General features: G+C 46.1%; 24 protein-coding genes. 5 read left to right on the top strand and 19 right to left on the bottom strand.

The window, feature by feature from the left end:
- Positions 1-59 precede the first annotated feature (59 nt).
- From QSH61_RS04350 to QSH61_RS04340, 3 genes are read left to right on the top strand one after another with little or no spacing between them, the layout of a single operon-like run.
- Positions 60-1,295 carry a hypothetical protein gene (locus tag QSH61_RS04350; protein WP_043960473.1) on the top strand — a complete coding sequence of 412 codons (1,236 nt, stop codon included), beginning with the start codon at positions 60-62 and terminating at the stop codon, positions 1,293-1,295.
- Entirely contained in the window at positions 1,288-1,809 is a 522-nt protein-coding gene (locus tag QSH61_RS04345) for a helix-turn-helix domain-containing protein (RefSeq protein ID WP_024015933.1), read from the top strand. The genes QSH61_RS04350 and QSH61_RS04345 overlap by 8 nt, the downstream gene beginning before the upstream one ends.
- Entirely contained in the window at positions 1,800-3,797 is a 1,998-nt protein-coding gene (locus QSH61_RS04340; RefSeq protein WP_024015932.1) for a hypothetical protein, read from the top strand. The genes QSH61_RS04345 and QSH61_RS04340 overlap by 10 nt, the downstream gene beginning before the upstream one ends.
- Before the next feature lie 102 nt (positions 3,798-3,899).
- On the opposite strand, the gene QSH61_RS04335 is transcribed toward QSH61_RS04340, so the two are convergent.
- From QSH61_RS04335 to QSH61_RS04270, 14 genes are all read right to left on the bottom strand, one after another.
- Positions 3,900-4,607 carry a hypothetical protein gene (locus QSH61_RS04335; protein ID WP_024015931.1) on the bottom strand — a complete coding sequence of 236 codons (708 nt, stop codon included), beginning with the start codon at positions 4,605-4,607 and terminating at the stop codon, positions 3,900-3,902.
- Between the two features lie 90 nt (positions 4,608-4,697).
- The gene (locus QSH61_RS04330) at positions 4,698-5,765 is read right to left on the bottom strand and encodes a DUF7146 domain-containing protein (RefSeq protein WP_024015930.1); all 1,068 of its coding nucleotides are present in this window, start codon (positions 5,763-5,765) and stop codon (positions 4,698-4,700) included.
- A 90-nt stretch (positions 5,766-5,855) separates the two neighbouring features.
- Positions 5,856-6,197 (bottom strand): hypothetical protein, encoded by a 342-nt coding sequence (locus QSH61_RS04325; protein ID WP_001014428.1) that lies wholly within the window; start codon positions 6,195-6,197, stop codon positions 5,856-5,858.
- Positions 6,197-6,694, bottom strand: a complete 498-nt coding sequence (gene radC / locus QSH61_RS04320; RefSeq protein ID WP_000791199.1) for a RadC family protein — start codon at positions 6,692-6,694, stop codon at positions 6,197-6,199. Before radC ends, QSH61_RS04325 begins: the two co-directional genes overlap by 1 nt.
- A gap of 83 nt (positions 6,695-6,777) precedes the next feature.
- Positions 6,778-8,433: a VWA domain-containing protein gene (locus tag QSH61_RS04315; RefSeq protein WP_001016322.1), complete on the bottom strand. Its 1,656-nt coding sequence runs from the start codon at positions 8,431-8,433 to the stop codon at positions 6,778-6,780.
- 69 nt (positions 8,434-8,502) lie between these two features.
- The gene (locus QSH61_RS04310; protein WP_024015929.1) at positions 8,503-8,943 is read right to left on the bottom strand and encodes a hypothetical protein; all 441 of its coding nucleotides are present in this window, start codon (positions 8,941-8,943) and stop codon (positions 8,503-8,505) included.
- A gap of 61 nt (positions 8,944-9,004) precedes the next feature.
- Complete coding sequence (locus tag QSH61_RS04305) at positions 9,005-9,958, bottom strand: DUF3150 domain-containing protein (protein WP_000027441.1); 954 nt, start codon at positions 9,956-9,958, stop codon at positions 9,005-9,007.
- Positions 9,959-10,056: 98 nt separating this feature from the next.
- A complete protein-coding gene (locus QSH61_RS04300) occupies positions 10,057-10,821 on the bottom strand; it encodes a hypothetical protein (RefSeq protein ID WP_437438165.1) in 765 nt (254 codons plus the stop codon).
- Between the two features lie 2 nt (positions 10,822-10,823).
- On the bottom strand, positions 10,824-11,783 hold the full coding sequence (locus QSH61_RS04295) for an AAA family ATPase (protein WP_024015927.1): 960 nt from the start codon (positions 11,781-11,783) through the stop codon (positions 10,824-10,826).
- 209 nt (positions 11,784-11,992) lie between these two features.
- A complete protein-coding gene (locus tag QSH61_RS04290) occupies positions 11,993-13,009 on the bottom strand; it encodes a YqaJ viral recombinase family nuclease (protein WP_024015926.1) in 1,017 nt (338 codons plus the stop codon).
- A 60-nt stretch (positions 13,010-13,069) separates the two neighbouring features.
- On the bottom strand, positions 13,070-13,213 hold the full coding sequence (locus QSH61_RS04285) for a hypothetical protein (protein ID WP_015066581.1): 144 nt from the start codon (positions 13,211-13,213) through the stop codon (positions 13,070-13,072).
- Between the two features lie 82 nt (positions 13,214-13,295).
- Positions 13,296-14,114, bottom strand: coding sequence for a phage recombination protein Bet (gene bet, locus QSH61_RS04280; protein ID WP_000414662.1), 819 nt, complete (start codon positions 14,112-14,114; stop codon positions 13,296-13,298).
- Positions 14,115-14,193: 79 nt separating this feature from the next.
- A complete protein-coding gene (locus QSH61_RS04275; protein ID WP_072155941.1) occupies positions 14,194-14,613 on the bottom strand; it encodes a single-stranded DNA-binding protein in 420 nt (139 codons plus the stop codon).
- A gap of 15 nt (positions 14,614-14,628) precedes the next feature.
- Positions 14,629-14,955 (bottom strand): hypothetical protein, encoded by a 327-nt coding sequence (locus QSH61_RS04270; RefSeq protein ID WP_008305491.1) that lies wholly within the window; start codon positions 14,953-14,955, stop codon positions 14,629-14,631.
- Between the two features lie 367 nt (positions 14,956-15,322).
- Between QSH61_RS04270 and QSH61_RS04265 the strand changes: the two genes are divergently transcribed.
- Positions 15,323-15,925, top strand: a complete 603-nt coding sequence (locus tag QSH61_RS04265; protein WP_008305494.1) for a hypothetical protein — start codon at positions 15,323-15,325, stop codon at positions 15,923-15,925.
- Between the two features lie 221 nt (positions 15,926-16,146).
- Positions 16,147-16,479 (top strand): DMT family transporter, encoded by a 333-nt coding sequence (locus QSH61_RS04260; protein ID WP_008305497.1) that lies wholly within the window; start codon positions 16,147-16,149, stop codon positions 16,477-16,479.
- 213 nt (positions 16,480-16,692) lie between these two features.
- On the opposite strand, the gene traN is transcribed toward QSH61_RS04260, so the two are convergent.
- From traN to QSH61_RS04235, 5 genes are read right to left on the bottom strand one after another with little or no spacing between them, the layout of a single operon-like run.
- Positions 16,693-20,385, bottom strand: coding sequence for a conjugal transfer protein TraN (traN, locus tag QSH61_RS04255; RefSeq protein WP_008305498.1), 3,693 nt, complete (start codon positions 20,383-20,385; stop codon positions 16,693-16,695).
- A 2-nt stretch (positions 20,386-20,387) separates the two neighbouring features.
- Positions 20,388-21,416 (bottom strand): TraU family protein, encoded by a 1,029-nt coding sequence (locus QSH61_RS04250; RefSeq protein WP_039995231.1) that lies wholly within the window; start codon positions 21,414-21,416, stop codon positions 20,388-20,390.
- Positions 21,400-22,527 (bottom strand): TrbC family F-type conjugative pilus assembly protein, encoded by a 1,128-nt coding sequence (locus tag QSH61_RS04245; protein ID WP_350438526.1) that lies wholly within the window; start codon positions 22,525-22,527, stop codon positions 21,400-21,402. Before QSH61_RS04245 ends, QSH61_RS04250 begins: the two co-directional genes overlap by 17 nt.
- Positions 22,528-22,534: 7 nt before the next feature.
- The gene (locus QSH61_RS04240) at positions 22,535-23,047 is read right to left on the bottom strand and encodes a S26 family signal peptidase (protein WP_169666767.1); all 513 of its coding nucleotides are present in this window, start codon (positions 23,045-23,047) and stop codon (positions 22,535-22,537) included.
- On the bottom strand, positions 23,031-23,378 hold the full coding sequence (locus QSH61_RS04235; RefSeq protein WP_001044650.1) for a hypothetical protein: 348 nt from the start codon (positions 23,376-23,378) through the stop codon (positions 23,031-23,033). The genes QSH61_RS04240 and QSH61_RS04235 overlap by 17 nt, the downstream gene beginning before the upstream one ends.
- Between the last annotated feature and the right edge of the window lie 42 nt (positions 23,379-23,420).

The following is a 23,420-nucleotide window of genomic DNA, read 5'->3' as shown; positions in this document are numbered from 1 at the left end:
TTAACTTTTAAAGAGTGATCGTGTACATTGGCCAGATTAAATCAAGATGACACTTTTTTATGGCAGTAGAGACTATCAATAGGGAAGCTGGAGACTCTGGCAAAGGCTTTAGATTACAGCTCATAAGGGCGATTAAGCTCATGCTGCAAACGATTCAGCAGGATAGAAGTACTGTATTTTTTACTGCGGTGGAAAATCTCGAAGATGTTTCCCATCAGACTATTGTAGATGGAGAAGTCAGTAATTACTTCGAAGAAGACAAGAATTATGACTTGAATGGCAATTTCACAATTTTTAGTCCTCCGGTTATAAATACGTTGGTCAGTTTTTATGACATCTATGTAGATCAATTTCGCACCAGCAACAGCGTATATTTGGGCTTTTACACGACGAGGGATGTCGGTAAGGAAAGAAAATCCAAGCTCAATAGCGGTAAAGAAATAGCTCTACCAGAAAAACCAATTTTAGAAATTCTTCAATCGTTTGATGATGTTTCAGACGATACAATTAATTTAGTAAAAGAAATTCTTGTTGAAGAGTACGCTTCCCAATATAAAGAAAAGCCTAAGTCAGGAAACTTAGAAACGCTTCGGGGTCTAAATGCTGATATGTTTAAAGAGTTTTTGAGGAAAATTTTATGGCATTTCGGTCAGGAAGATGAGGATGCACTCAAGCAGACAGTTTTAACGGATATTGAAAATTCACCACTTCACAACAATGCGCATATAGGCAAAGAAAAAATAATATTTTGTTTGTTAATGGATAAGCTGAGTGAAAAGCAAAATAGTAAAAACTTAGTCGATAAGTTGGTTCATAGTTCAGATGTAAAACTGATTTTTAAAGAAGCAGAGTCTCAAATTCCAGACGAGAGTATAGACCCTACTTGGCGCTATATCGCCGAGCTTGAAAAGGATGTGACCGACAAGCGAAATCTGAAGGAAAAAGTACTTTCAGTAATTGAGGATATTTCAGATCGTCGAATTAGACTGTTAGCTAGAAAAGCAAGTGGCTCTAAGTATGAAGAGCGTGAAGCAGACAAGTCTTTTTTGTCTTTGAAGTATCGTGTTTTTGAAGCTTGTGAAGAATATTTTTCAGATGATGGATATGTAGCCCCTGAAAGCGGCAACGACTTGGATGCTGTTCTTCAAACGCTCTTATCAAAAGCAGTAGAAGATATTTCTAAGTTAAAGACCGATTACAAATATACGATTTCTAATGATAAAACAATAGAAGGAATTATTTGGAATTTATTTGATGGGTGTTTTTTAGCTTTTGATGAGTGTAGTGATGAGTGATGTAAGTACAAAGAAAAGGCTAATGTACTTAAGCGGTGAAGATTTCTATCTTTATTGCTATTCCGTTCTTGTTATTTTGGATTCTTTAGGTTGTCGTGATGGGAAATTTTTTAGAGACTACAGGAAGTTGGCTTTTTTAACTGACATTATCAGTAATGATAAAACAGTCTATGTGGTTTCTCATTCTTCAGGAGAAAAACTGAACCCGAAAGATTATGAGTGTTTACTTGACAGCTATTCGAATGGATTAACTAGAAGAAGTGAAATTCTTAAGTTGTTGTTTGTTCTTGAGAAGAGAGGCTATGTGACTTTGAATCGAGGTAAAGCACAAGAAATTGATGTTACTTTGACTAAGGATAACCTTCCCAATGACTTTTTGAACAGCAATGTTTTCGAGTCGGAATCTAAGAATATAATAAATATATCAAAGAAAGTGGGACGGTTGGCATCGCTAACTCTGGATACCATGTTAGGTAAAATTTATGTTGAAAATGGAGTTCGAACATGGGTCTGATGCGAGTTAATAAGCTTATTTATGAAGGAAGCAAGTATTTTTTCGAGTCTAAAGAGTTCGACGAAAATATCATCCTAATTGAGGGCGATAATGGAACAGGGAAAAGCACCTTCTGTAATTTGATTTATTTTGCATTGGGTGGAGAGGTTCCAATATTTCGAAGAAATAATGATAAGCGCCACGATGAAATAACTTCTGATAGTGATAACTATGTTGATCTTTATATCTCAATCAATGATGGCAGTTATTTACTAAGGCGCTACTTTGGAGATAATGAAGTAACAGTAATCCCCTATGAGCGGGTGGTTGAGAAGATATATTCAGAAGATAAAAATACTTTAATTAAAGAGAAGGTAAGATTTTCTCTTTCGGAAGATAAGACTGAAATATATCCCGTAAACAGAAGCAAAGATTCATACGTTTTTTCTGACTGGATTCTCGAGAAATTGGAAATATCTGTGGTCGAGCTTTTTCATGGATATAATACATTTAAAATTAATATATCAGACTTGATGCGGCTGATTTATCACGATCAACAGCCGAACCCAGAGGGTATTTATAAAAAGCCAGATACTAATTCAACGTATGTTTCTGATTCTGAGTTGGTTCGAAAAGCTATTTTTGAACTCTTAGTTGGTAAAGCCTATTCTGATTACTACGACTCTATTGTCGAGGAAAAGAAGCTGTCGAGAGAGAAAAGCTTGGCTAAAGCGGTTGTGAATGAGTACACGCTTTTAGCCGACAAAATGCGAAAAAATGGCGGGGCTAAAAATGTCAGTTTTTTACAGAAAGAAATCTCTGATAAAGAGCAGCAAATTGACAAGTTGCATGATGCCAGACAGGCATTCAAGCGAAATCGAACTGGATCAAATACAATTAATCAAGATATTGAGTCGTGCAAATCAGAATTAATTGATTGTGAACTTAGATTAAGCCGATTAAAAGAAAATCTGGTTTCAGCTCTTGATGAACGGTACAAATTAAACGTAGTTAGAAATGAATCTGCTTCAGAAATTAGACGCATTGAAAAAGTTATTTTTTCACACGATCATCTAAACCTTTTTACATCTGATACTTGTCCATACTGCTTAAGTCACGTGGATCGTGTGGAAGGGCATTGTGTTTGTGGCGCTTCGATAGAAGAAGAACAATATGAGAGGTTTTTCTACACATCAAAAGAGTATAAAGATATTCTGAAAACGAAACTTAAGGCACTGTCAACAATTAAAACCGCATATGATGATTGTGACTCTGAAGTTCAAGAGATTAAAAAAGAAATTGAGTTGATAGAGAAAAAGTCGGTGACTTTCCGTGAAAAGCTACAAGAAATGCTTGGGCGGGTCGATGAAATTGTTGACATTGAAAGCCTAAATGATATTGACGATAAAATATTGCAGCTTAGAGAAGATGTTGCGAATTTGAATCGATTGTTGGAGATTGAATCAAAGCTGGAACGTATCCAAAAAGATTTTGATCTGGTTAGCTCTAAAGCAAAAGACGCTGAGTTAAAGAGGAAAGGGCTTGAGATTAAAGCTCAACAGGATGTAACTTCGAAGGTAAATGCGTTTAGTAAAAAGTATGATGAGCTGATGAAAAATACTTTGCCTGATTGCAGATCGGCAAAGATTGCGCTTGATAACTATTTGCCTTCAATTAATGATGGTCTCTATCGAGAAACAAGTTCACTTGTTTCAATTCGAATGATGTACTTTATCACTCTCATGCATTTAGCTTTGTCTGATGAATCAGTGACATTCCCGCGCTTTTTACTTATTGACACACCTGAAACTGCCGGAATCGAATTAGAGTATCTGATTAACTGTATTCGTCAGTTGGAAGAATTGAAAAATTATGGAGCTGACTTTCAAGTTATCATTTCGACAGGTTTAAACAAGTATCCCGAGTCATTAAAGGACAATCGTGTACTCTTTATGCCCGATAAGCAGAAGGAACATATGCTCTTGAAGAAGAAGAGCCTTTCTAAGTAATAACGTCAAGCAATTTAGATTCAACTAGTTAGTATGATTAGTTACTGAAGTTCTGCTATCGGCACGTAAGTAATATTCAGAAATTTTGAATACTACATTAACTCAATTTACTGCAAAAACCGTAACCAACGTTTTAATTGAGTCACCCGGAACCATAACAAAGTTCATTTTGCTACCAACATGCTGCCAGAACTCGGCCTCTTGTGCATATTTTTTTGTTTTTTGGATAGCGACGCTTTCTGGTAACTGGGCTTTAGTTAGCCCAGAGCATAGCAGCTTTGTGCACAAAGCCTTCCAAGGATGCTTAGGAGCACCGTCTGAAAGCCGTTCCACAAACCGTTCCAGTGCATGACGAGTCACCACGACAGGTCCAATGTTCGGAACGTTGATGACCTCATCGATTTCTCTCACTGTAGCATTATCGACGCTGTATTCTTCGAAGGAATGTGAGAGCCAATCGTCCCGCTTCTCTACCGAGATCTGTGCTTCCTGGTATCGAGTAAGCAAAAACCTAGTCAGGCTGTAAAGTGAATGCTGAGTTGAGCGTTGTTTCTGTAACTTTTTGATAGCTCCTTTACTGACCCGGATTTGAAGCCCATTACCGCTTCGGTTACTCCCCATCACCTCTTTCACTGACAGTAGGTGATGAATAGCATAAAGCTCAGCTGCAATTGGCTTTTGCTGCTCAGGTAGCTTGTCGTATTGCTCACCTAAATCGACCTTTAGCTCACCACCTCTTCGAAGGCCGGTCTTCCAGTAAACCGTAAACTCACCATCAATCTGCTTTGTTAACAGGGTTAAAACCATCATGTTTGTTTCTCCTATTAGTTATCTATTTTTCATTCTCCATGTTTTTTCAATTATGCAAGGCGCAAAAAAAAGGGGCCGAAGCCCCTTGGATCAGATATGAACTTTAGGAAAGCCCATGGCACCGTAAACATTCAACACATCATTCCAATCCCAACTTTTCACGCCAAGTGACGTTGGTATCGGAGGGATCAACACTTGTGTCAGAATGCCTTTTTGCCAGGCTTTTTTCTTGAGTTCATTCGCTGCATTCAGGCCGGTCTCAGAGAGATCGTGATCTGCCCAGATGTACAGCATTTTCACATTACTTGGTGGTTCAAACCTAGCCAGTAGTGTTGCATTCACAACCGACCAACATGTTTGCCCCGTTGCTCTGGTTACCGCTAGGGCCGTTTCTATACCTTCAGAAACACCTAGTACCTCACCAGGCTCACCTATCGGAATGGCACCACCAGTGATTGTTCTGTCACTTGGTATGGGCATCATCTTTTTTGGCTTTTCAACCGGCGCTTTGAATCCATCTTCACTTAGGTAGATCCGATGAAACGTGGCCGAACGCCCTTGCTGAGTAACGATTTTACCTAGCAGCGCTGGGTAGCTATCGATAAACAGGCCATCTTCATCATGGTAAGGCAAGTTTGGATGAAACCTCAGCACCGAATCCCATTCAGGACGAAGCCGCGTCACAATGCCACGACGATGCAAGTAGTTCCAAACAGGTTGCGCACGAGTATCTGCAAGAGATAACGTTTCTCCCCACGTTTGATTCAAACGTTGGATAATCGCTTTGTCCTCTACCTGCTTTTTAGTCTTCCAGTCAACAGCGTTACTCGGTATTGCCCGAGTTGGTACTTGTCCGGGTTGAATACCAAGAACCTGGCCGATTGCTTCAATAGACTGAGCAAAGTTCCATCCATTGATCCAAGACAACAGTTCAAAACCATCATGAAAGATACCGCAGGTATTACAAACGCCGCCACCGGTATATTCAGCATCTTTGAACAGCCTAAAGCCATCACGACCGCCATGAACAGGACAAGCCACATGACGCCCTTTTCGAGCAATAGCGGCATCAAGTTCTGGCACCAATGCCGCCAAGACTTGAAGCCATTGGCCATTGAGATATGGCCTTACTGTGTCAATTTGTAAAGGTAACGCCATATAACCTCCTTAAATAAAATGCCGACTCCTACCCCAGGTGGTAAAAGTCAGCTTAGGTCCAGCATTAGCCGTTCGGTTAATACAGGAGCGTTAGTCAAGCTGGATACCATGTCGTCTTAATAGCCACATGATGGACTCACGAAGCACATCAGGATCGACAACGGCAGCCATTGCGCAAACACGAAAGCAAAATGGCGCTATTTCGTCATTTTGAATCCACGACAACACATCCTTGCGCAACCGAGTACTGACACGACCGTCCAGCAATACACGGATCGCATCCAAAAGAATGCCTTCGCGTAACTGCCAGATTTCCGTGTCAGACCAAGTGACTGGGGCATCATCAAACTCAAATAGAAATTCGAGCTGTGATGATGTGTGCTGATGGGACTGCTTTTGTGATGTAGGAGAATGGGCAATACGCCCATTCATTACAGATAACCGCGTTCGGCAAGCGAAACGCAGCCCTCGGATGCGACCACGACATGGTCAAGCGTTCGAATATCAACAAGTGACAAGGCGTCACGGAGTCGATGAGTGATGCGTTTATCAGCTTCACTTGGCTCAGGATCACCCGATGGATGGTTATGAACCAGTATCACTGCTGCCGCATTAAGTTCTAGCGCTCGTTTTGTTACTTCCCTTGGATAAACGCTCGCTGCATCTAAAGTGCCTTTGAACAGCTCTTCAAATCGAATAACGCGATGCTTTGTATCAAGAAACAGTACGCCAAAGACTTCGTGCTCATACTCGTGCATCAGTGTTTGCAGGTATGAGAACGCCGACGATGGCTGTTCAATTTTTCGACCTTTACTCAATCGACCACGGGCAAGCTTGAGCGCCATATCTAAGATATCCGCTTCAGTCACTTGCTCAGGAACGATGTAAGTACCGGCTTCTTCGCCAGCTAAGAACTTTTTGTTTTTCATAGGAGTCTCCAAAAAAAAGCGGAGACGAACCCATGCCCTGAAGGGGACGGAATCGTCCCCGCAGGGTGGTAAAATTGATGTGGTTACTGAATTAACAGTTGTTGTGTTACTTCGAATAACTCACGCTTTAGATCTTTGACGTCATTAATCATAATGCTTTGAGGAAAGAATTTCTCAACACTGCGTGTTTGAATCCCTATCCCCAGCAGCTCAAAGCCACTGCGTCTGCACCGGTCAACAATGTCATGCGTGGCAGCCCAATCATCTGGGTCACCATCCGTTAGCACTATCATTAGCTTTCGCTTCTGTTTTTGCGCTAACAAACTGTTTGCCGCAAACCACATCGCTTGTGCCATAGGCGTACAACCTCGTGGTTTTTGGTCAAAACAGGCGGCCCGATGTCGAACCGATTGCTTGGGCAATAACGCGATAGAAACTTCCTGATGAATACCAGGAAAATAACTGACCGCAGGTACAACACCCGGTATGCCTTCCAGTGCCATGGCCAAAGCCAAAGCAGCTTCATTGGCAACATGAAAGTACTTTCGATTACCTTCGCCAATGGGTTTACCCATTGAACCCGATATATCGACAAGCAAGTGCACAGCGGCATTGGGGGCAATGCGAGGTTGCCTTTGAATAAACAATCTCGACTCACCGGCTTGTGAAGCGGCAAGACGATGGGTTGCCACTCGAAGACCGTGCCTTTTGGCATGATTCCGATTGTCCTGACTGGACTGAACCATGCCCCTAAGTCGGGCTCGAATTTGAGCAGACTCCGACGCCGATAAGGTCAAGATGGCCTCATCACCCAACATAGCTTGCTCTGCTTGGGGCAAACTGAGAGGTGTGACGCCCTGATGTCCTTCAGCTTGTTCCGACAACACTTCTGCCACTTGGGCAAAGGTATCGGGTTCAAACTGAGCGGCACTGGCCTCTAAGGCTTGTCGCAAATTGTCAGCTTGATCAGAGTTATCTGAATCCCCCGTTTCAGCAACATCCGCCGTTGCAGACGAGTCTGTTTCAGGGATTTGACTGTCACTACTGTTATTGCTGTCATTACTCGCATCTTGTCCAATGTCATTACCGCTATCAGCATCCGACTCATCCTGTGGTGGACGAGATTCTTCTTCCAACATGGCAACGATGGCATCGACAAGTTTCAGCACTTCACCTGTAGATGCCAGGCTAGGCACTGCTGTAAGCATGGCGCTTAACCGGCTCATCGCTGCGGCAGGAAAGAGTTGTCTCACTCTTTCATCAACCGCTTGATACAGAGGTGTCAGCGCTTTCTGACCCAGAAAATGGCATCTCAAGCGGAACAACAACCATGCTTGCAAGTTAGATGCAGGCTCAAGCTGTTCAGGTACACTCATTTGCTGTGTGTCCACCATGTACTCAATCACTTGCGAAATACTGCGCCGGGTTCCGGGGTAATCCTTTGCCAATTCGTTTTCAATGCGAACGTCCTCAATGATATTGAGAAGTGCCTTACGGATCGGCTTGGACGACGCCTTCTGCACCATGTCAAAATTGGTATGCCGAATATGCGCCGCTTCATGAGCCAGATAACCCCAAGCTATCTGTTGATAGTGTGGGTCGTCTGGGTTTGCTGTTGGGATCACAATCCGCTCACCATCGGTAAACGCATCTTGTCCTTGAATAAGCACCTTCACACCAAACTTTTCGCCATAAGCGGCGGCAACGATTGGCAGTGCGTTTTTTAATGGATGATTCATGGGAGTCTCCTAATCATTAGGGGGAATACTCCCTCAGCGGGAGCGTTTCCCCGCTGGGAATGTGAGTGTTTAAACCTGTGCTTTTAGCTTATCCAGATCGTATTTTTGACCTAACCAAGCCACCAATTGAGCTGGACTCTCGTGCTGCTCAAATGACGTTTTAAGCTGGTCTAAACTCAGGATGTCATCCAATGTCAGACCGTACTGGTCTTGTAACTGAGTAGACACCTCGTGTTGATATTGCAGCCAGGCCCGCTCAAAAGCGGTTTGCTGCAATGCCATGTTTGGAACAAATACCATGGCCGTTACCCAAGCTCCTTGTGCGTCCGCATCTGCGATCAAAACAGGGTTCTTGGGGATCACGACACTATGTGTTGAGTACGACCGTTGTACTAACGTTCGACAACACGCCACTTCTGGTATCGATTCACTTTCAACCGCATCAGTCACACCACGAAAATGTGCTTCAAACTGGTTCAGTTGGCTGGGGTTATGGATGGTTGATTGCATAATTTCCTCTTACATAGTTCAGAGGACATGCGCCCTTAAGGGCAACATGCCCTCAAGGACGTTAGAAATAAAATGAGTTTGGTACAGTCGAACCAAGGTTTGGTCTGACGGTTGGTTGTGGTATTGCACGTAAGTTATCTGCCTGAGCAGATACTGGCTGTGCGGGTTTAGGTTCAGGTTTGGGCATCAGTTGTCTGATATCCAATTGACCTTCACCGTGCATTCTCATCTTGTCTGGATCAGACAAAATTAAAATGGTCGCCATCAGTTCGTGATAGAGATTGTCTGTCACAGGGCCGGTCTTCGGCAGACGAACAAATAAATTGTCCATCGCTTCGACCATCGGCTGAACTCGATGATCCAGGAATGACAAACCATCCAACTTGTCTCTTAACCGTTTGAGAGGGTTAAGGGCTCGCTGACTGATTTGATTCTTACCTGCAACAGAACGCTCAAACAGTTCATTGGCATCACGAGCCACTTCCCTAAAGAGGGTGTGTCCCATACCATTGACCTTGTCATCTAAGCCACCAGCTTGTTCAGCTGGTTGCATTCGATAGATGGCATAATCGAACTGAAGCCGTTGTTCCACGTCTTCGATGGGTGATAATGCACGCCGGATTGCATCTGCAAACTCCGGGTGTTTTGCAACCCAGTCAAACGTCACCTGATCATAGTTGTCCAAGAACAACTGCTTGCACTGCGCAAACTCCTGACCGATCCGGTCAAGCTCTGGAACAATCTGATCAATTCGGTCTTCAGGGACGGCATAGCCACCTAAAAACCGCACACCGACTTGCTCACACAAGCGCTGCGCTTCTTTCTTAAGCCTTTCAAAGTTCGCCAATGCCTCTGGGTCGCAAATTTTTTTACTCCCTAAGCTGGCAACATCCTTCGGTGGAAGTTGGCTGCCATTGGCTAATCTGAAATCTTCAGGCCTTAGTTTTTTTCTACCGCTCCAGATGGAACAGTCGATGTGACAAATCAAAAGTTTGTCGAGGGTTTGAATACTCATAGTGCATCCTCATGCGAGATGGGGACGCACCACTCCCAGCAGGAGCAATGGCCCCCGTTTGGGTGGTAGTAGTTGACGCGCTAATGGCAATACCACTATCAGAAATAGTAATTTTGCGAATCAGGCGACGATCGGTTGAGATCGATTTTCACAGGCATTAAGTCCAGTGCTTCAGCTATCGGGCGAACCCGCTCTAAATCACTGCCTAGCAACCGCAATACATCTTTTTCCAACTTCAGTTGGTCGGATACTTCTATCCCTTCAGGACTCGCTACTGTGAGTGAACACAGTGGTGGTAATTGACGCTTAAAAGCCAGTAACAGCAACAATGGCCACGGGCCATCATCAGTGTTAACAATGCCAGCGCCTTCACCTGACACCATGCTGATTTGATTGGTACTAGGTAATCCGCTTTTGCAAAACCCTAATGACCATTCTCCAATCCTGACCTGGTTATCATCAATAACAGCCAAGCCATAGGCTTCAAGCAGCTTTGCCATATCGAACAACGCTTTTTTCGCCAGCGATATTTGGCCATTGACGTCCTTGCGAGTACGAAACTCCCAACTGACGTTATTGACGCACGCGACACTATCTAGCGCATTTGAGAGTTCAAATGGCCGCCCTTGATGATCAATGCCGACTTGTCCAACCAATCGATAACCCTTGTTGATTTTCTCATTGATTCGTCGGTCTGCTTCAGCGTTAGGATCAGTCGAATCAATCAATCGCTGCTGCGACAATTGACCGGCTTTTCCAAACCGAACTTCAATCTCCTGGGTATCCGATCCAACGTAAATGGCCCATTCTTTGGCTGTCCCATCAGAATGACGGTAACGGTAAAGAGCAAAGCACTTATCCATCATCAATCCTCCCAATGGTCACCGAAGACATCAGCGGCAATACGGTGAATGGCTTCTCGTTGCTCCAACTCAGCACGAGCCGTCAAAGACCGAACCAGTGCATACTCCACTGCGTTAGGAGCGCCTTTAAAAGCAAGTGTTAACTTTGCCCAGCGCACCAAGGTCCGAGTGGACATAGTGATACTAAGCTCAGCACCACCATCCGCGCCCCCAATAAAGAGACGACGAATGTCACCAGCCACTTTCACCATTTTTTGGCGAAAGACTTCTGGCAAGCCCGGCGCAACGTTCTCCAGAATGGCTTCCTCTACAGAAGGCTCTGCATAGGTCGCTTCGATGATTCTAAAGCGATCAAGAAAAGCCAAATTCTGTTGGAGCACACCTTGATACAAGCCCGTTTGGTCACCGCTGCCCGCACTGTTGCCGGTAGCGATAAAACGAAACTTGGTATGTGGCATGATGATCTCACCGCCATTTTGTGCGATGACCAACGGGGCACCTTCCAAAATGTCATTGAGCCCAGCCAGTTCAGCAGGCTCAGCAAGATCCATTTCATTAATGATCAGCAAATGGCCATGCTTGACAGCCAGTGCCAGCGGCCCATACACAAAGGTCATGTTGCCATTAACCAGTGTGTGGTGACCGATAAGATCGGACAACTCCAATCGACCGTGCGCAGTAATTTGCTGAACAGGCCAATTCAATCGAGAAGCAACTTGGCAAATTAGCGAGGTCTTACCGCATCCAGTGGGGCCTGTAATATACAAACCGTCACCGTCTGGGTGAGACAAGAACGCCAATACGTCACGTAAGTCTTCTTTTCTAAAAACATACTCGTCCTTGCGAACGGGAATGTTTGGATGGGTAGTGTCGGCACTAAATCCTTCCAGAACGAAAGCATCAGGAGCCGGGACATTAAACGCTTGATTCACTTGAACCAAAAATGGGGATTGTTCTGTCATGGTAAACCTCATTAGTTTTAACGAGGCCCCATGCCCCAACAGGGAATGAAGTCCCCGTCGGGTGGTGTGTTGATTGTGGTATGGCTGTGTATGTAAGAGTTCAGCTCGCTCTATCATTCGTACCCAGCATTGGCTACGAGTGAAACTGCTTTCTGATGCACTCGATGTAAGCGCATGAGAAAGGAGCCGAAATCGGCTCCAAGTGAACGTTAAAAGTAAAATGAGCTCGGCGAGTCACCTGGCAGAACCAAGTTATCTTGCTCAAGACTGATTTTGATTGGTGTTTCAACGGGCTGCTCTGGCTTATTGGTGCTAATGCGCAACCGCTCTTGTGGCGCTTTTCGGTAAGCGGCTAAAACCTGTTCATCCAGCTCGCCTAACTTATCGGTGGCCAATTGCTTATAGTCCACCGTGCCCGCCATCATGTAGCGGCTGAGTTTGACCCCAGCATAGTCGGCATGAGCGTAGTTACCCATCATGGCGACCAATTTTGACTGGGCGTCTCGCATTTCCTCTTTCAAAGATTTAATGTGATTTTCCAGTCGGACCACTTCGGCATGTGCTGAGCAATACTGTCGAGACAGCGATGTCCAACGGTATTGGGCTTCACCCTTGGGAACAAAACAATCTTGCTCAGGGCATTTTGACGGCTCTTTTTTGGTCTGTACTAACTCCCAAAACTGAAGCGCTGTTTCTTGCAACTCAGTTAAGAACGCCGCGTCTCGCTGTATTTCAAACTCAATCAGTTGATCCTCAAAATAGAAAACCAACCAACCTCGCGTGCTATTGGCGACCAGTATTTGATGCTGTACTTGCACCCAATACAACTGGTACGCCTCGCTTTGTTCTCGGTGAGCTTGCACATCCTCAAAAACTGACTGGCAAGGACATTTCAGTTCAACGGGTTCGCCCGCATCGTTGATGCCATCAAAGCTGGCTCGAAAGATTGCGTTATGATCGGCTTCTGCACATGACGGCAGAAGAAAGTCATTATGCGCATTCTCAAATGCTCGCCTTGCTTGAGGCTCCAACCTTATACCACGAAGCACATTTGGATTATTCGACAGGTCTTCCGGTAATACGAATCCGGTTTTTTCTGCCCATAATCGCCAAGGTGTTTTGTAGGGTGAACGCCCCATAATAATTGGGGCTTCAGATGCCGTAACCCCTGCAATGCGCCACTGGTGCCATGCAGGAGTACGTTGTGATAGGTCGATAACCTTCATATTGCCTCCTTTGAAGGGAGACTCCCCTGAAGGAGAGAACTCCCCTTCAGGGTTAAGTGGTTACTTTGCAGCTTGTGCTAACGCTGTTTGGTGCTGAACAACACTTGCTTGAACCGAATCAATTGCCGCTTTACCGGCTTGAATCGAACCTAAGACAAGGGCAACAACCAATACCAAGCGAAAAAGTGAGGCTGATTTAGTCATGGAAGATCTCCAAAAAAAAGACGAGACCTTCCCCCTGACGGGAGAATAATCCCGCCAGGGTTAGTAAAATGAATGCGTGGCGCTAAGAAGCTAAAGGCTGTGTGAGCGCTTTGGCTGCTTGTTGCTGAGCATTAAAGATTTCTTGCTTCGCAAACGTCAGCTCAACACCTTGAAAATGTTCATTGGCATATTCCAATGCACTATTCCAAGCGTTTGAAGCTTCCGCCCGCTCGATAAGCTTGTAAACAAGCCCTCGGGTTCGATCATCAACTTGCTCGGGTGGAATCACAGATGGCTCAACAACGTGTGTTGCTTGGCCTTCGATAATTCGCTCCGCTTCGTCTTGATCGAAAATTCCCACAAAGCCAAACGCAATGCGGGAACACTGGATCATGGATTTATGTCTTAGCATTCGCTTAGTGTGCGTCTGCCATGGACCATCTACACGGTAAGGGCCATTTTTGCCATTACCTTCAAAAGGCGGTCGATAGACTTCATCCAGATACTCAGTGATTTTGACTGGGTGCGAACGGTCGCGCCGATAGATGATGCATTCCATCCATTCAGGGCATTCTTTCGCGCCATCCAGTGAGACTTTGTTTTCTGAAGTCTTGAACTCCATGCCATCAAACTGGTCGTGTTGATTGATGATGCGAGACCATCCATCGACACCTACCACTGGGATAATCCCAGCTTGTTTATCAGGGAACGCAAAAATCTCTTTGGTGAAAGGGTTCAAACCGTACTGATCTGCAACCACCAAGAGCGCCATCATCTGCTCATTGGTCGGTGCACTACCGTCACGTTGCTTGAATGCTGTTGCTTTTAGGGTATCGAACAACTTGTTTGGATCGACACTAAAGCGCTCAGCAAAGCGTTGGATTAGCTTTGGTTTTTCCATTATGGACTCCGACAATCAAAGTGGGAGTCTGCCCCTGACGGGAAAGTACTCCCGGCTGGGTTTAAGCGTTTTTGCTCGGTTAAAAATCTGGTTCAGGATAAGTTTGTGCCCAATTAGCTTGGGAGCCCGCATCATCCGCCGCTGATGGCTCAGATGTTTTGTTCACACTATCAAGAAGCAGAAACTCGTCCGCGTCCACTTCGGTCAATCGATGCTTAATACCATCTTTCTCCCATGAGCGCGTGCGCTGAGGACCTTGAACAAAAAGCTTCGCTCCTTTTTGGATTAAATCTTTTGCTCTTAGCCCTAACTTAAATCCACCACGATCTCGAAAAACGACCCGATGCCATTCCGTATGCTCTTTGAGCTCATTGGATTGACGGTCGCGCCATTTCTCAGAAGTGGCCAGTGAAATGCTGGTCACTAAATCACCTGATGGATAGGCTCGTGTCTCTGGCTCAGAGCCAACGTAGCCTATGAGTGTTACTTGGTTTTTCATAATGTTCTCCTCGTCTTAGTTGAACTCTGTGCACACAGTCGTTTCTGCCCGGCTGGGCAAAGATGACTGACGGCGCAGATAGGTTGGTATGTCGAGTAAAGCCATGTCGTACTGATGTGGCTCTTTGTAAAACGCAGATGTCAAACGGGGCATACCAGGAGCTTTAGGCACTGCCATTGGACGACGTTTTGGTGTTGGTGTGAGCAATCGCTTGATTTGAGTAAGTACAAATCGAAACGGGCGCACGCTTTGACGAGCAAGCAATCGCAAAAGCGACCAGCTCAGTTTTGCAAGCAACATAATGCCTGCGATTTGGATAATAAATCCGAAGATATATTCCATTGGTGACTCCTTAATTTGGTTGTGAAGGAGTCACCCCCAACTGGGGAAAACTCCCCCAGTTGGGTGGTGAAAAGGCGAACCGTAAGGAACGCATGGTTGAGCATGTAAAAACATGCAGGCTATTTGTTTAGGGAGGCTAGCTACCTCTTAGTACCACTGAGAATACTCAGCGGCGGGCTTCCTTTGAGCTCATGCTCTCAGGCGCAGATATCACTGAAACAGATCAGCAATATTTGAAAGTCAGTGTAACCGTCTTATCCAGACAGGATAGTCAGAAAGATGCTCAATTCTTCCACCTAGCTGAAAGGCCATTACCGCACAGAGGATTAGGCTAGGGACTGATTTTTGTCATATCAGGAGCAAACTTATGGCCCAAGCAAAACCCAATTACTCAAAACCCATCTTTGAACAATCATTCACAATTAACAGCTTACAGGCGCAACGTGTCGTTGACCGTGTTTTTAGACGGACGGTCAGTGCGCTTTACGGAATCGATGTCATCCTGCGCATCATTGGCGATGAGAACGAAATTGATGAAGTGGAACAGATCATTAGCCAATTGATCGAGGATTGCGCTAAAGCGGTAGACAACGAACAAGCTCGTTTGGACAAACTGATGGAGTCCAACGGTATCGATGAAGTACCTGACTACACCGACCCGATTACCTTCAACGCCAAAATCAGCTCGCCTCAGGTTGGCCAGTTTGTCGGATTAGTTCGCAAACTCGATGCGTTGATGCTCTCAATGGACACACTCTGGTTGTCTAGCGTGCTTAGCAACAAGCAACGTGTTGATGGCAACTACGCATGGCAACAGCGCATCATCAAACTGGCTCGACGCATAATTGATATCGAAATTCGAGCACGAAAATCAGCCCAAGCTAAGGGTAAAGAAGCAGAAGTTGAGCAAGCGGTGCCTTCAACCGATGACGATATCACTGAAGAGGAAACAGATAACCCCGCCAACTAGCCAACTAGGCTCCCATCAACCAGCCCCTCTCGAAGGGGCTCTTCTAAATTGCAGTTGTGAACTTTGTAAAACAGTTTTGGACATTTTTGAGTCAGCCGAGAGCGCATTGAAACGTTGATAAAGCAATCATTGCTCAGAAATTCTGTTTTTTAACAAGACTGATATTTAATCAATAAACTCCATATACTTAGCCCTCAGCTAAACCTACTAGGAGTATATTTGTGAAACACTGGTTATTCTTGACAATAGCAATACTTGGTGAAGTGATTGCAACCACTACATTGAAATCAACCGATGGTTTTACAAAGTTGATTCCTTCATTCGTTGTTTGCTTAGGTTATGGTATTTCTTTCTATTTTCTATCGTTATCCCTTAAATCTATACCAGTTGGCATCGCTTATGCTGTATGGGCGGGCTTGGGCGTGGCCATTGTTACTGGCATTGCTTGGCTTGTATATGGACAGAAAATGGATACATGGGGGTGGATTGGAATTGGATTAATCGTATGTGGTGTTGCTGTACTTAATCTACTATCTAAAACCAGCGCTCATTGAACGAATGACAAAGTGATAGGATTGAGTGAGTCAAAATCTTAATCAATGGCTTAACTTTGCCCCGTAGCTAACACAAAAAAGGGCAAAAGCGCGTTAGCTGAAATTGTTCGATCTGTGATCACAAAGTGCAAAAATGGTTACTTTAAAGCGTAAAATCGCATTAAAGTAACCAAAATGGAACATTATTGTCGCTGCTATTTTAGAAGGACGAGCTCAATTATTCCCCGAAATTTCTTCCGTCGCCTCCTGACGCAGTTTCTGTGCATCCATTCCGTTTAGCCGTTCAATGGCTCTATCTGCGGCACTTTGACGGTTCCCATCAACGTTTAGCGTACTTCCTGAGCCTGTGAGTCGTTCCAGATCCAGTGACGGTATTTCGGGTAGGTTGCCCGTGATCGACAAGATACCTATCCATTCATCCAAATTGACTTGGCTCCAATCTACCTGGTTTAACTGACTCGCGGTCAAACCTTCACAGTTTGGTGACTTCGCACTGCCCCAGCCAAGGCCTAATTGCGGACGTACTTGTTCTTGAATGATCCGTGAAAGTGGCGAAGTAAAGCAGCAATATGACTGCCGTTTTTCAACACAGGCACCTAAGAACTTGGACTTGCAGTAAGAGCCCACGTAATGGCAACTCTTCAATACCCGCTTGGCGTTCATCTCAAACTCACTCTGCTCACATTTCCAGATAAGCTGAATGAGGATCATGGTGACTGAATAAATCATGTAGGCCGTCATAACCGTACTCAGAACTGCGCCCGCTGCGCCTCCCAGTGCAAAGTTACCACCCGAAACGACACCATCGGCTCCAACCGCGCCACCAACGTTACTAAACAGTGCCGATTGCGCCCCCGAACCAAAGGTCGTACCTACCCATTCAGCCGTCTTATTGGTCAACACCTGCATGAAGCCAGTCGCAGCTTGCTCCGCTCCCGCGCCAGCAGCCGTTGATGGCCCAGCTCCCATGAGAGAGTCCCATGCTGACACAAAAGGCTCTTTGACCGCACTCCAAGTGCTCGTGATTGGCTCCCTGAGCGTATTCCAAGAACCATAGATTGCCGAAGACGGATTCATGGCCATGACTGCCGTATCAAGCTTGTTAACCGCCACTATCATCGTGATGTAGTCCGATAACGACACGCCGCTTGGCTTTTCACAGCAATCCACTATGCCGCCAACGGCTTTTTTGCACTGGCCAGCATTACCTTTAAAAACCGTACACTCGACGTTATCTTGGCCATCAGCTCCCGTACATGACATATCATTGGTCATAAACTGCGCCGCATTAAGCATCGCAGCGGCTTCTGCAAAGTTAGCCTGCTTGATTGACTCTGGCTCTAAACAATCTGTGCCCATACAGCGAACTGGCCCCTCACAGTTGTATTGAGTTTCCATTCGTGCATTTTGCACTTCTACGCTTTGTCCGCAGTCATACACCAAACTTTGGATATAGCAGAAGCCTTCATGACCAGCCCCGCCTTCAGTGCATTCGGTTCTGACATATTGGCAAGCCAGATTTTGCTCTAGCGCGGCACACGTATTGGTGGTCGTGTTTTGTCCGTTATTGACGATAGTTTGAGTATTACCATTGGCATCTACCCAGCTATCTGAGCTGCCCATGTTGAACTCAGGATGAGCAGTCGAAGCATTGTAGGTCGCTCTTGCCCTCCAGCATGAGAGTCCCAGTCCATCAGAACTGCCGCGACTGGTTAAATGAGCAGGAGACGAAACAACCGCAGGATAAAGGCTTCCAAGATTAGCCAACTCGCCACTACCAACCGTTAACCCGTCGATTCGTTTTGTGCCCGTATCCAAACACTGCCACTGCACCGCAGTAAACTGATCCGTTTGCATCAAGCATTGCTCTATGCCCGGATCACTTGATTGATGAACAATGTCTTGCTCTAAGTACTTGCCAGAGAAGGTCAATGAAGCGCTCAGTTTCGCAGGAACCAAACACTTCTGAACTTCTCGGCTGCAAGTGTCGAAATCGACTTTGTACCAGCCGGATTCGCATCTGGAACGAGTGACTTCCTGAGGTTCATGCCACGAAATAATCGACCCATTAACGACCTTGCACAATGAGCCAACCAAGGTTCCTTTTGGACAGGTCATTTCAGGGTACTTAATGGACGGTTTCGTCTCTGTGACCGCTTCTTTATTGCCCGTCAGTGAGAGTGTCGTTTTCCAACCATTTGCCTTTGACGGCGACTCGGTGATTTTTATCTCAGTATTTTGATTATCAAAAATCCTCAGTGTCGCGTTTCCAGTTTGCATAGTACTGCTGTGCTGTGGAACAAAGCTGAGCGTTTCAGAGCTAAAGCAACCGCGCTCAATGTACAAGCTTTGTTGATGTGTTTCGGCGGATACACGTCGCTCTAACTGACACTGAGTAAGCGTGCTGATCTTTTCGCACACCTGGTAATCCGGTACATGCTTGGTTTCAGTAAATGGCGTAATAGTCTGAGTAGGCTCACAGGCCTCAAAACTACTTGGCATAAGGTTGGATACCACACACTTTGGATCGCTGGTTTGCAATCCACAGTCATAGGTATCGGTAAAACGAATGCATTCACCTTTATCATTGGTTTCGGCACATTCTGACGACATGAATCCACAGGAAGGATTCGCTTCAAGCACTTGGCAGGCCTGATTTTCAATCCCCTTATAGCTTTCGTCATCCACACTGACTTGTATACGCCGACACAAAGGCGATATGCCCGCCACAGGGCTTGGGGCAAAGTAGGATTCACAAACTGAAACACCATTGACCACCGTACATCCGTTGGTTGAAGACGGCTGATCCGTGCATTGAATGCTGTAGTCTGAAAACTTCGTCGGGATATCCGCTGCTTGTTCGATACAGGATTGTGGCGACCAACTATCATTCATCACCACCTTGGTTGGATCAAAGCGCACCTTGATGCGTGCATACCCCTCACCACTACCAGTAACCGATACGCGAATTTTTACCGGCACTTCTAAACCTGGTTCTACCGCTTTTAGCTTAGCAGTGAGATCGGTATTTGGATTGCGCTCCCAACTGGTACTGAGCTCGCAGCGGCCAGCCGTTTCTGGTGGAAAGTTATTGTTCGGCCCAGACCAGACTTTCTGATCGCCAAGCCAAACTTGCATGTAGTCATCCCATTTGGCGTACTCAAGAACGGCTGAGGTAATCGCATCGGGGTTCACGACTTTGAGTGTGATGGCCTGTTCAAACACTTTACAACGGCCACTCCAGTAGTTGTCGCCAATTCGTCCAATCCAAACTTCAAGACATCCCTCACCACAAGAGCGAAGGTTCATTGGTCCTGAAACATGCTCAATAATGCCTGCCGTGTAATCGTGAGTAATAGTGCAGCTGTTAACCGCTGTATTGAGTCTGTCACATTGCTGGTAGTTTGGGCTTCCTTCACCTTGAGACTCACAACCTGGGAAGCTTTGCGTCAATAGATTAGGGTCAGTTTGAACCGCATCAGTTAATGCCCAAAGGGGATCATTGACCATATCTGGCCGAGACCTGTCTTTGATTTGTTGTAGCGAACGAAATGCCTCACCCGTAGCGCCACTTTCGGATACCATGCTCTCTTGGCGCTGCGTCCCCAATTGATTCATGCTGGCATCAGAGCCATAAACGCCTGTTAAGACATCCAATGAGCCCTGATCCATACCTGGGAAAAGCTCTTGCAAGTTAATGGACTCATTACCACTGCCATTCGGCACCGACAATGTATTGCCATTGAGTGCGGGCATCGTCCAGTTTTGCAGCAATTGCTTACCTTCTTGTTGTCCGCTTAGGCCGGATTGGCGCTGTACATCAGCGGCCACACCATGTAAGGGCAAGCACGCCATAGTGATAGATAAAATACCCGCTAACACTCGGGTAAAAAATGTTGGTTTCATAGTTAACCTCCCGAGTTACAGCAGTCTTGCCAGCGCCACAAAATGTAGAGCGCATCTTCTCCGGCACCGGGGATCGTTCGCCACTCTCCCCATTTCATGGTGCTTTCACCGATGACATGCGCACTTTCAGTTTCTGGTACAGGGAAGAACATACTCATCTTGTATTGGGATTTCGGCAGCATGGGTTCGATAACAGGTCGGCATAGCGCACTGTTCCCCATTGTTCGTCTTGCAAGACCACGCCTGTGTTGAGCCGCGATTGCACGCGCCGCTAAATGGCTGGTGTTTTCTGCTAATGAACCAAAGGCTAAGGTGTGGCCAGATAACGGATAGAGATGGCCCCAACTGCCAGCACACCAAAACAACTGATCGATGGGTTTACCAAGCGTTGATGAAGCAGCGTCAGCGGTACAAGCAGAGATAGCCAATGGATTAGCAACAGCAGCAGCTTCAGGCTGAGTAAAAAAGGCCAGTTCATCGTTCAGCCATGTTGGGTCCAATTCCGACAAATACATCAAGTCAAAATCCATGTAACCATCGGCATTGCAATTGCCATCCATGAACAAATCGAGCATGACCAAAAGCGGAAAGGCGTAATAATGGTAATGGTAGAAAGCAAGATCACCGGTATCGTATTCACCTTCACCATGACCACCTTGCAATCGCCTATCACCTAACGGTAAGCGAATCCCTCCCAGTGAAGGCGAACAACCTGGCGTTCTGACCAGTTCAATCAAACGCGCTGGCTCCCACATACTGGTAACAATACCTGGCCTTGGCACGCCTAAGTTGTCTTCACATAAGCAAAATGACTTATTTGATGCGCCGCTTGGGACATTGCCAGAGCCAAGAGGAAGACCGGCAACCCGGATAGGAAAAATGCATGACCAGCAAACATCCGTCAGCAACTTGCCGGACAATAACCCCGCGTCTGGGCAAGTCAATTCGGCTTTTGCAGGAATAGAGGCGCTTAGGACAAACATGACAACGAGAGTCCGCATCAGACGATACGTATTATTGAGCTTTTTCATGAACAAGCTCCTTTGCTGGAATTTCTTCTATTTCAAACGCGAGCCCCTTTGCTTGAACAAACGATGGGGTGACTTGCAGATCAAAGCGCTGCTTTAGCGAGGCATTGAGAAGGTAAACCGGACTATCCAATGTCTTTTCGAGCGCATTGAGGCGATTCCAGCCTTGGGCACGGTCGAGCTGCGTGGTGATAAGCGTAATGCGGCGCAGCGTCCTATCTTGCGTCTCAAGCCAATGCGCTACTGCGTCCACTTCTTCAGCGTTCGACGCATTAAACACCACGAGCTGCTGAGTAAATGGCAAGGCTTTGAGCGGGTTAATACGCGTTCCTGCTGGGATCAATGTTCGGCCATTGGCATCCAATAGTGGCCGCTGCATGACGATGGTTGGATCAACCGTTCTTATCCGATACTGCGTGGCTTTGGGTAAGTCAGTGAATGTTTGGCGAGACCAGAAACGCTCAATGGCTTTTTTCTTTAATGCGCCCAGGTCAATCGACTGTAATCGCTGCATCGCCACTTGCATCAAATCCGGTTCTAAAATCGAATGAATCGGACCGCGTTGACCCAATGAACCGGTATTGCCGGTTTCAATTTGGCGTTGCAACCAGTCCTTGCTGTAAACCCCTAGTGCACTTGCAGTCACCTTGTCATCGTCTATGCGAAAAATGGCAGGCACGCTAGTCACCCGCCAGTGCACAAAGGCTTTCGGATCGATTCGAACCTGAGGAACAGGATCAAGCCCCGTCATCAGGGTATGCCAATCACGGATAGCTGCCCCCAAGGTCTTTCCTTCAGGAATTCCCCGAAACAACACAATAGCGCCGGTAGCACTGGCCTCTTTGAAAAGCTGCTTCAGTGACGAATCTCCCAGTGAGGACGACGCAAATATCAACCATTCATCGCTGTGTTTGAGCGACGCAGGTTGTTCAACCGGTGCAAAAGGCTCTATAAATTCAGATGCACCATCCACAGCACTTTGTAAAATGCTGCGGCTCATTTCGACGATCTTTTTGTCCTCGTCAGACAACGGATAAGGCTCTTGTGCCCAGGACACTTGCACCCAAGCCAATGGAGCAACCAACAAAAATAAGAGGCATAGTCTTCTCATCATCCACCTCCTACCAAAGCGGCCAAGCGCGACCGACAATCTGCTCGCGCTTAACGGCATTCCAATAACGGGAGTCGAAACTCGTTGCGGCCTCACCGGAAAACCAATACTCGTTTTCTTGCAGCGTCAATGAGCGGCTAAATTCTGTTTCAGCCACACCAAGACGCTGGGCTAATGCCATGCCGGTAGAGACTTCAGCACCATTCACCAGCACATGCTCAGGCGTCACCTTGACTTCATCCCCTGGCATCCCTGTTAGGCGTTTCAGCATCCGAGTACCGTCGTTATATAACGGAGCGAGTCCTTTTGAGTGGAAGGCATACAGACCATCCTTAACGGGCTCTTTATTCCATAAGTCAATCAGATATACCGTGGTATCAGGAAGGCAGCGCTCTTGCTGGGTATCAATACCTATTCGGTAGCGCATCATGGCATAGGTGCCTACCAAGGCCATGATTAACGCAAGAATGGTCAGCCGGATGAGATATGGCCGCCAAGGCATTCTTTTACGGAGTATCTGCATGAGACACCTCCTTTGAGCCTACTGGCACGAAAACAGAATCATCAGCGCCAACCACCGCTTGGGCATCCAGCACGATAAAACCGGCTGCTTTTAACTTTTCAATTTGCTGATTGGTCTGAAGCAACCTGGATTCGATGTCTTGTTCGCTGGCATTAGGACCCAGTGACAGCACAGCCTCCCCAAAATCCACGACTGCAATGGGCGTACTTAACGCCAACTGGCTGTGGATGGGTTCGAGTGTTTTCATTAAAAGCCAGCTGGTCATTAAACCGCTACCAGCAATAGACAAAGTAATAGAGGCCATAAATGGCCAAAGCGTGGTCTTATTCATCTAAATCCCGCGAGAAACCCCGTCCTTCTAGGGCGAGGAGGG

It is taken from the genome of Pseudoalteromonas sp. JC3 (genome assembly GCF_030291895.1).
In the GTDB taxonomy this organism is placed as follows: Bacteria; Pseudomonadota; Gammaproteobacteria; order Enterobacterales; family Alteromonadaceae; genus Pseudoalteromonas.
This window is presented reverse-complemented; position numbering and strand designations above follow the sequence as displayed.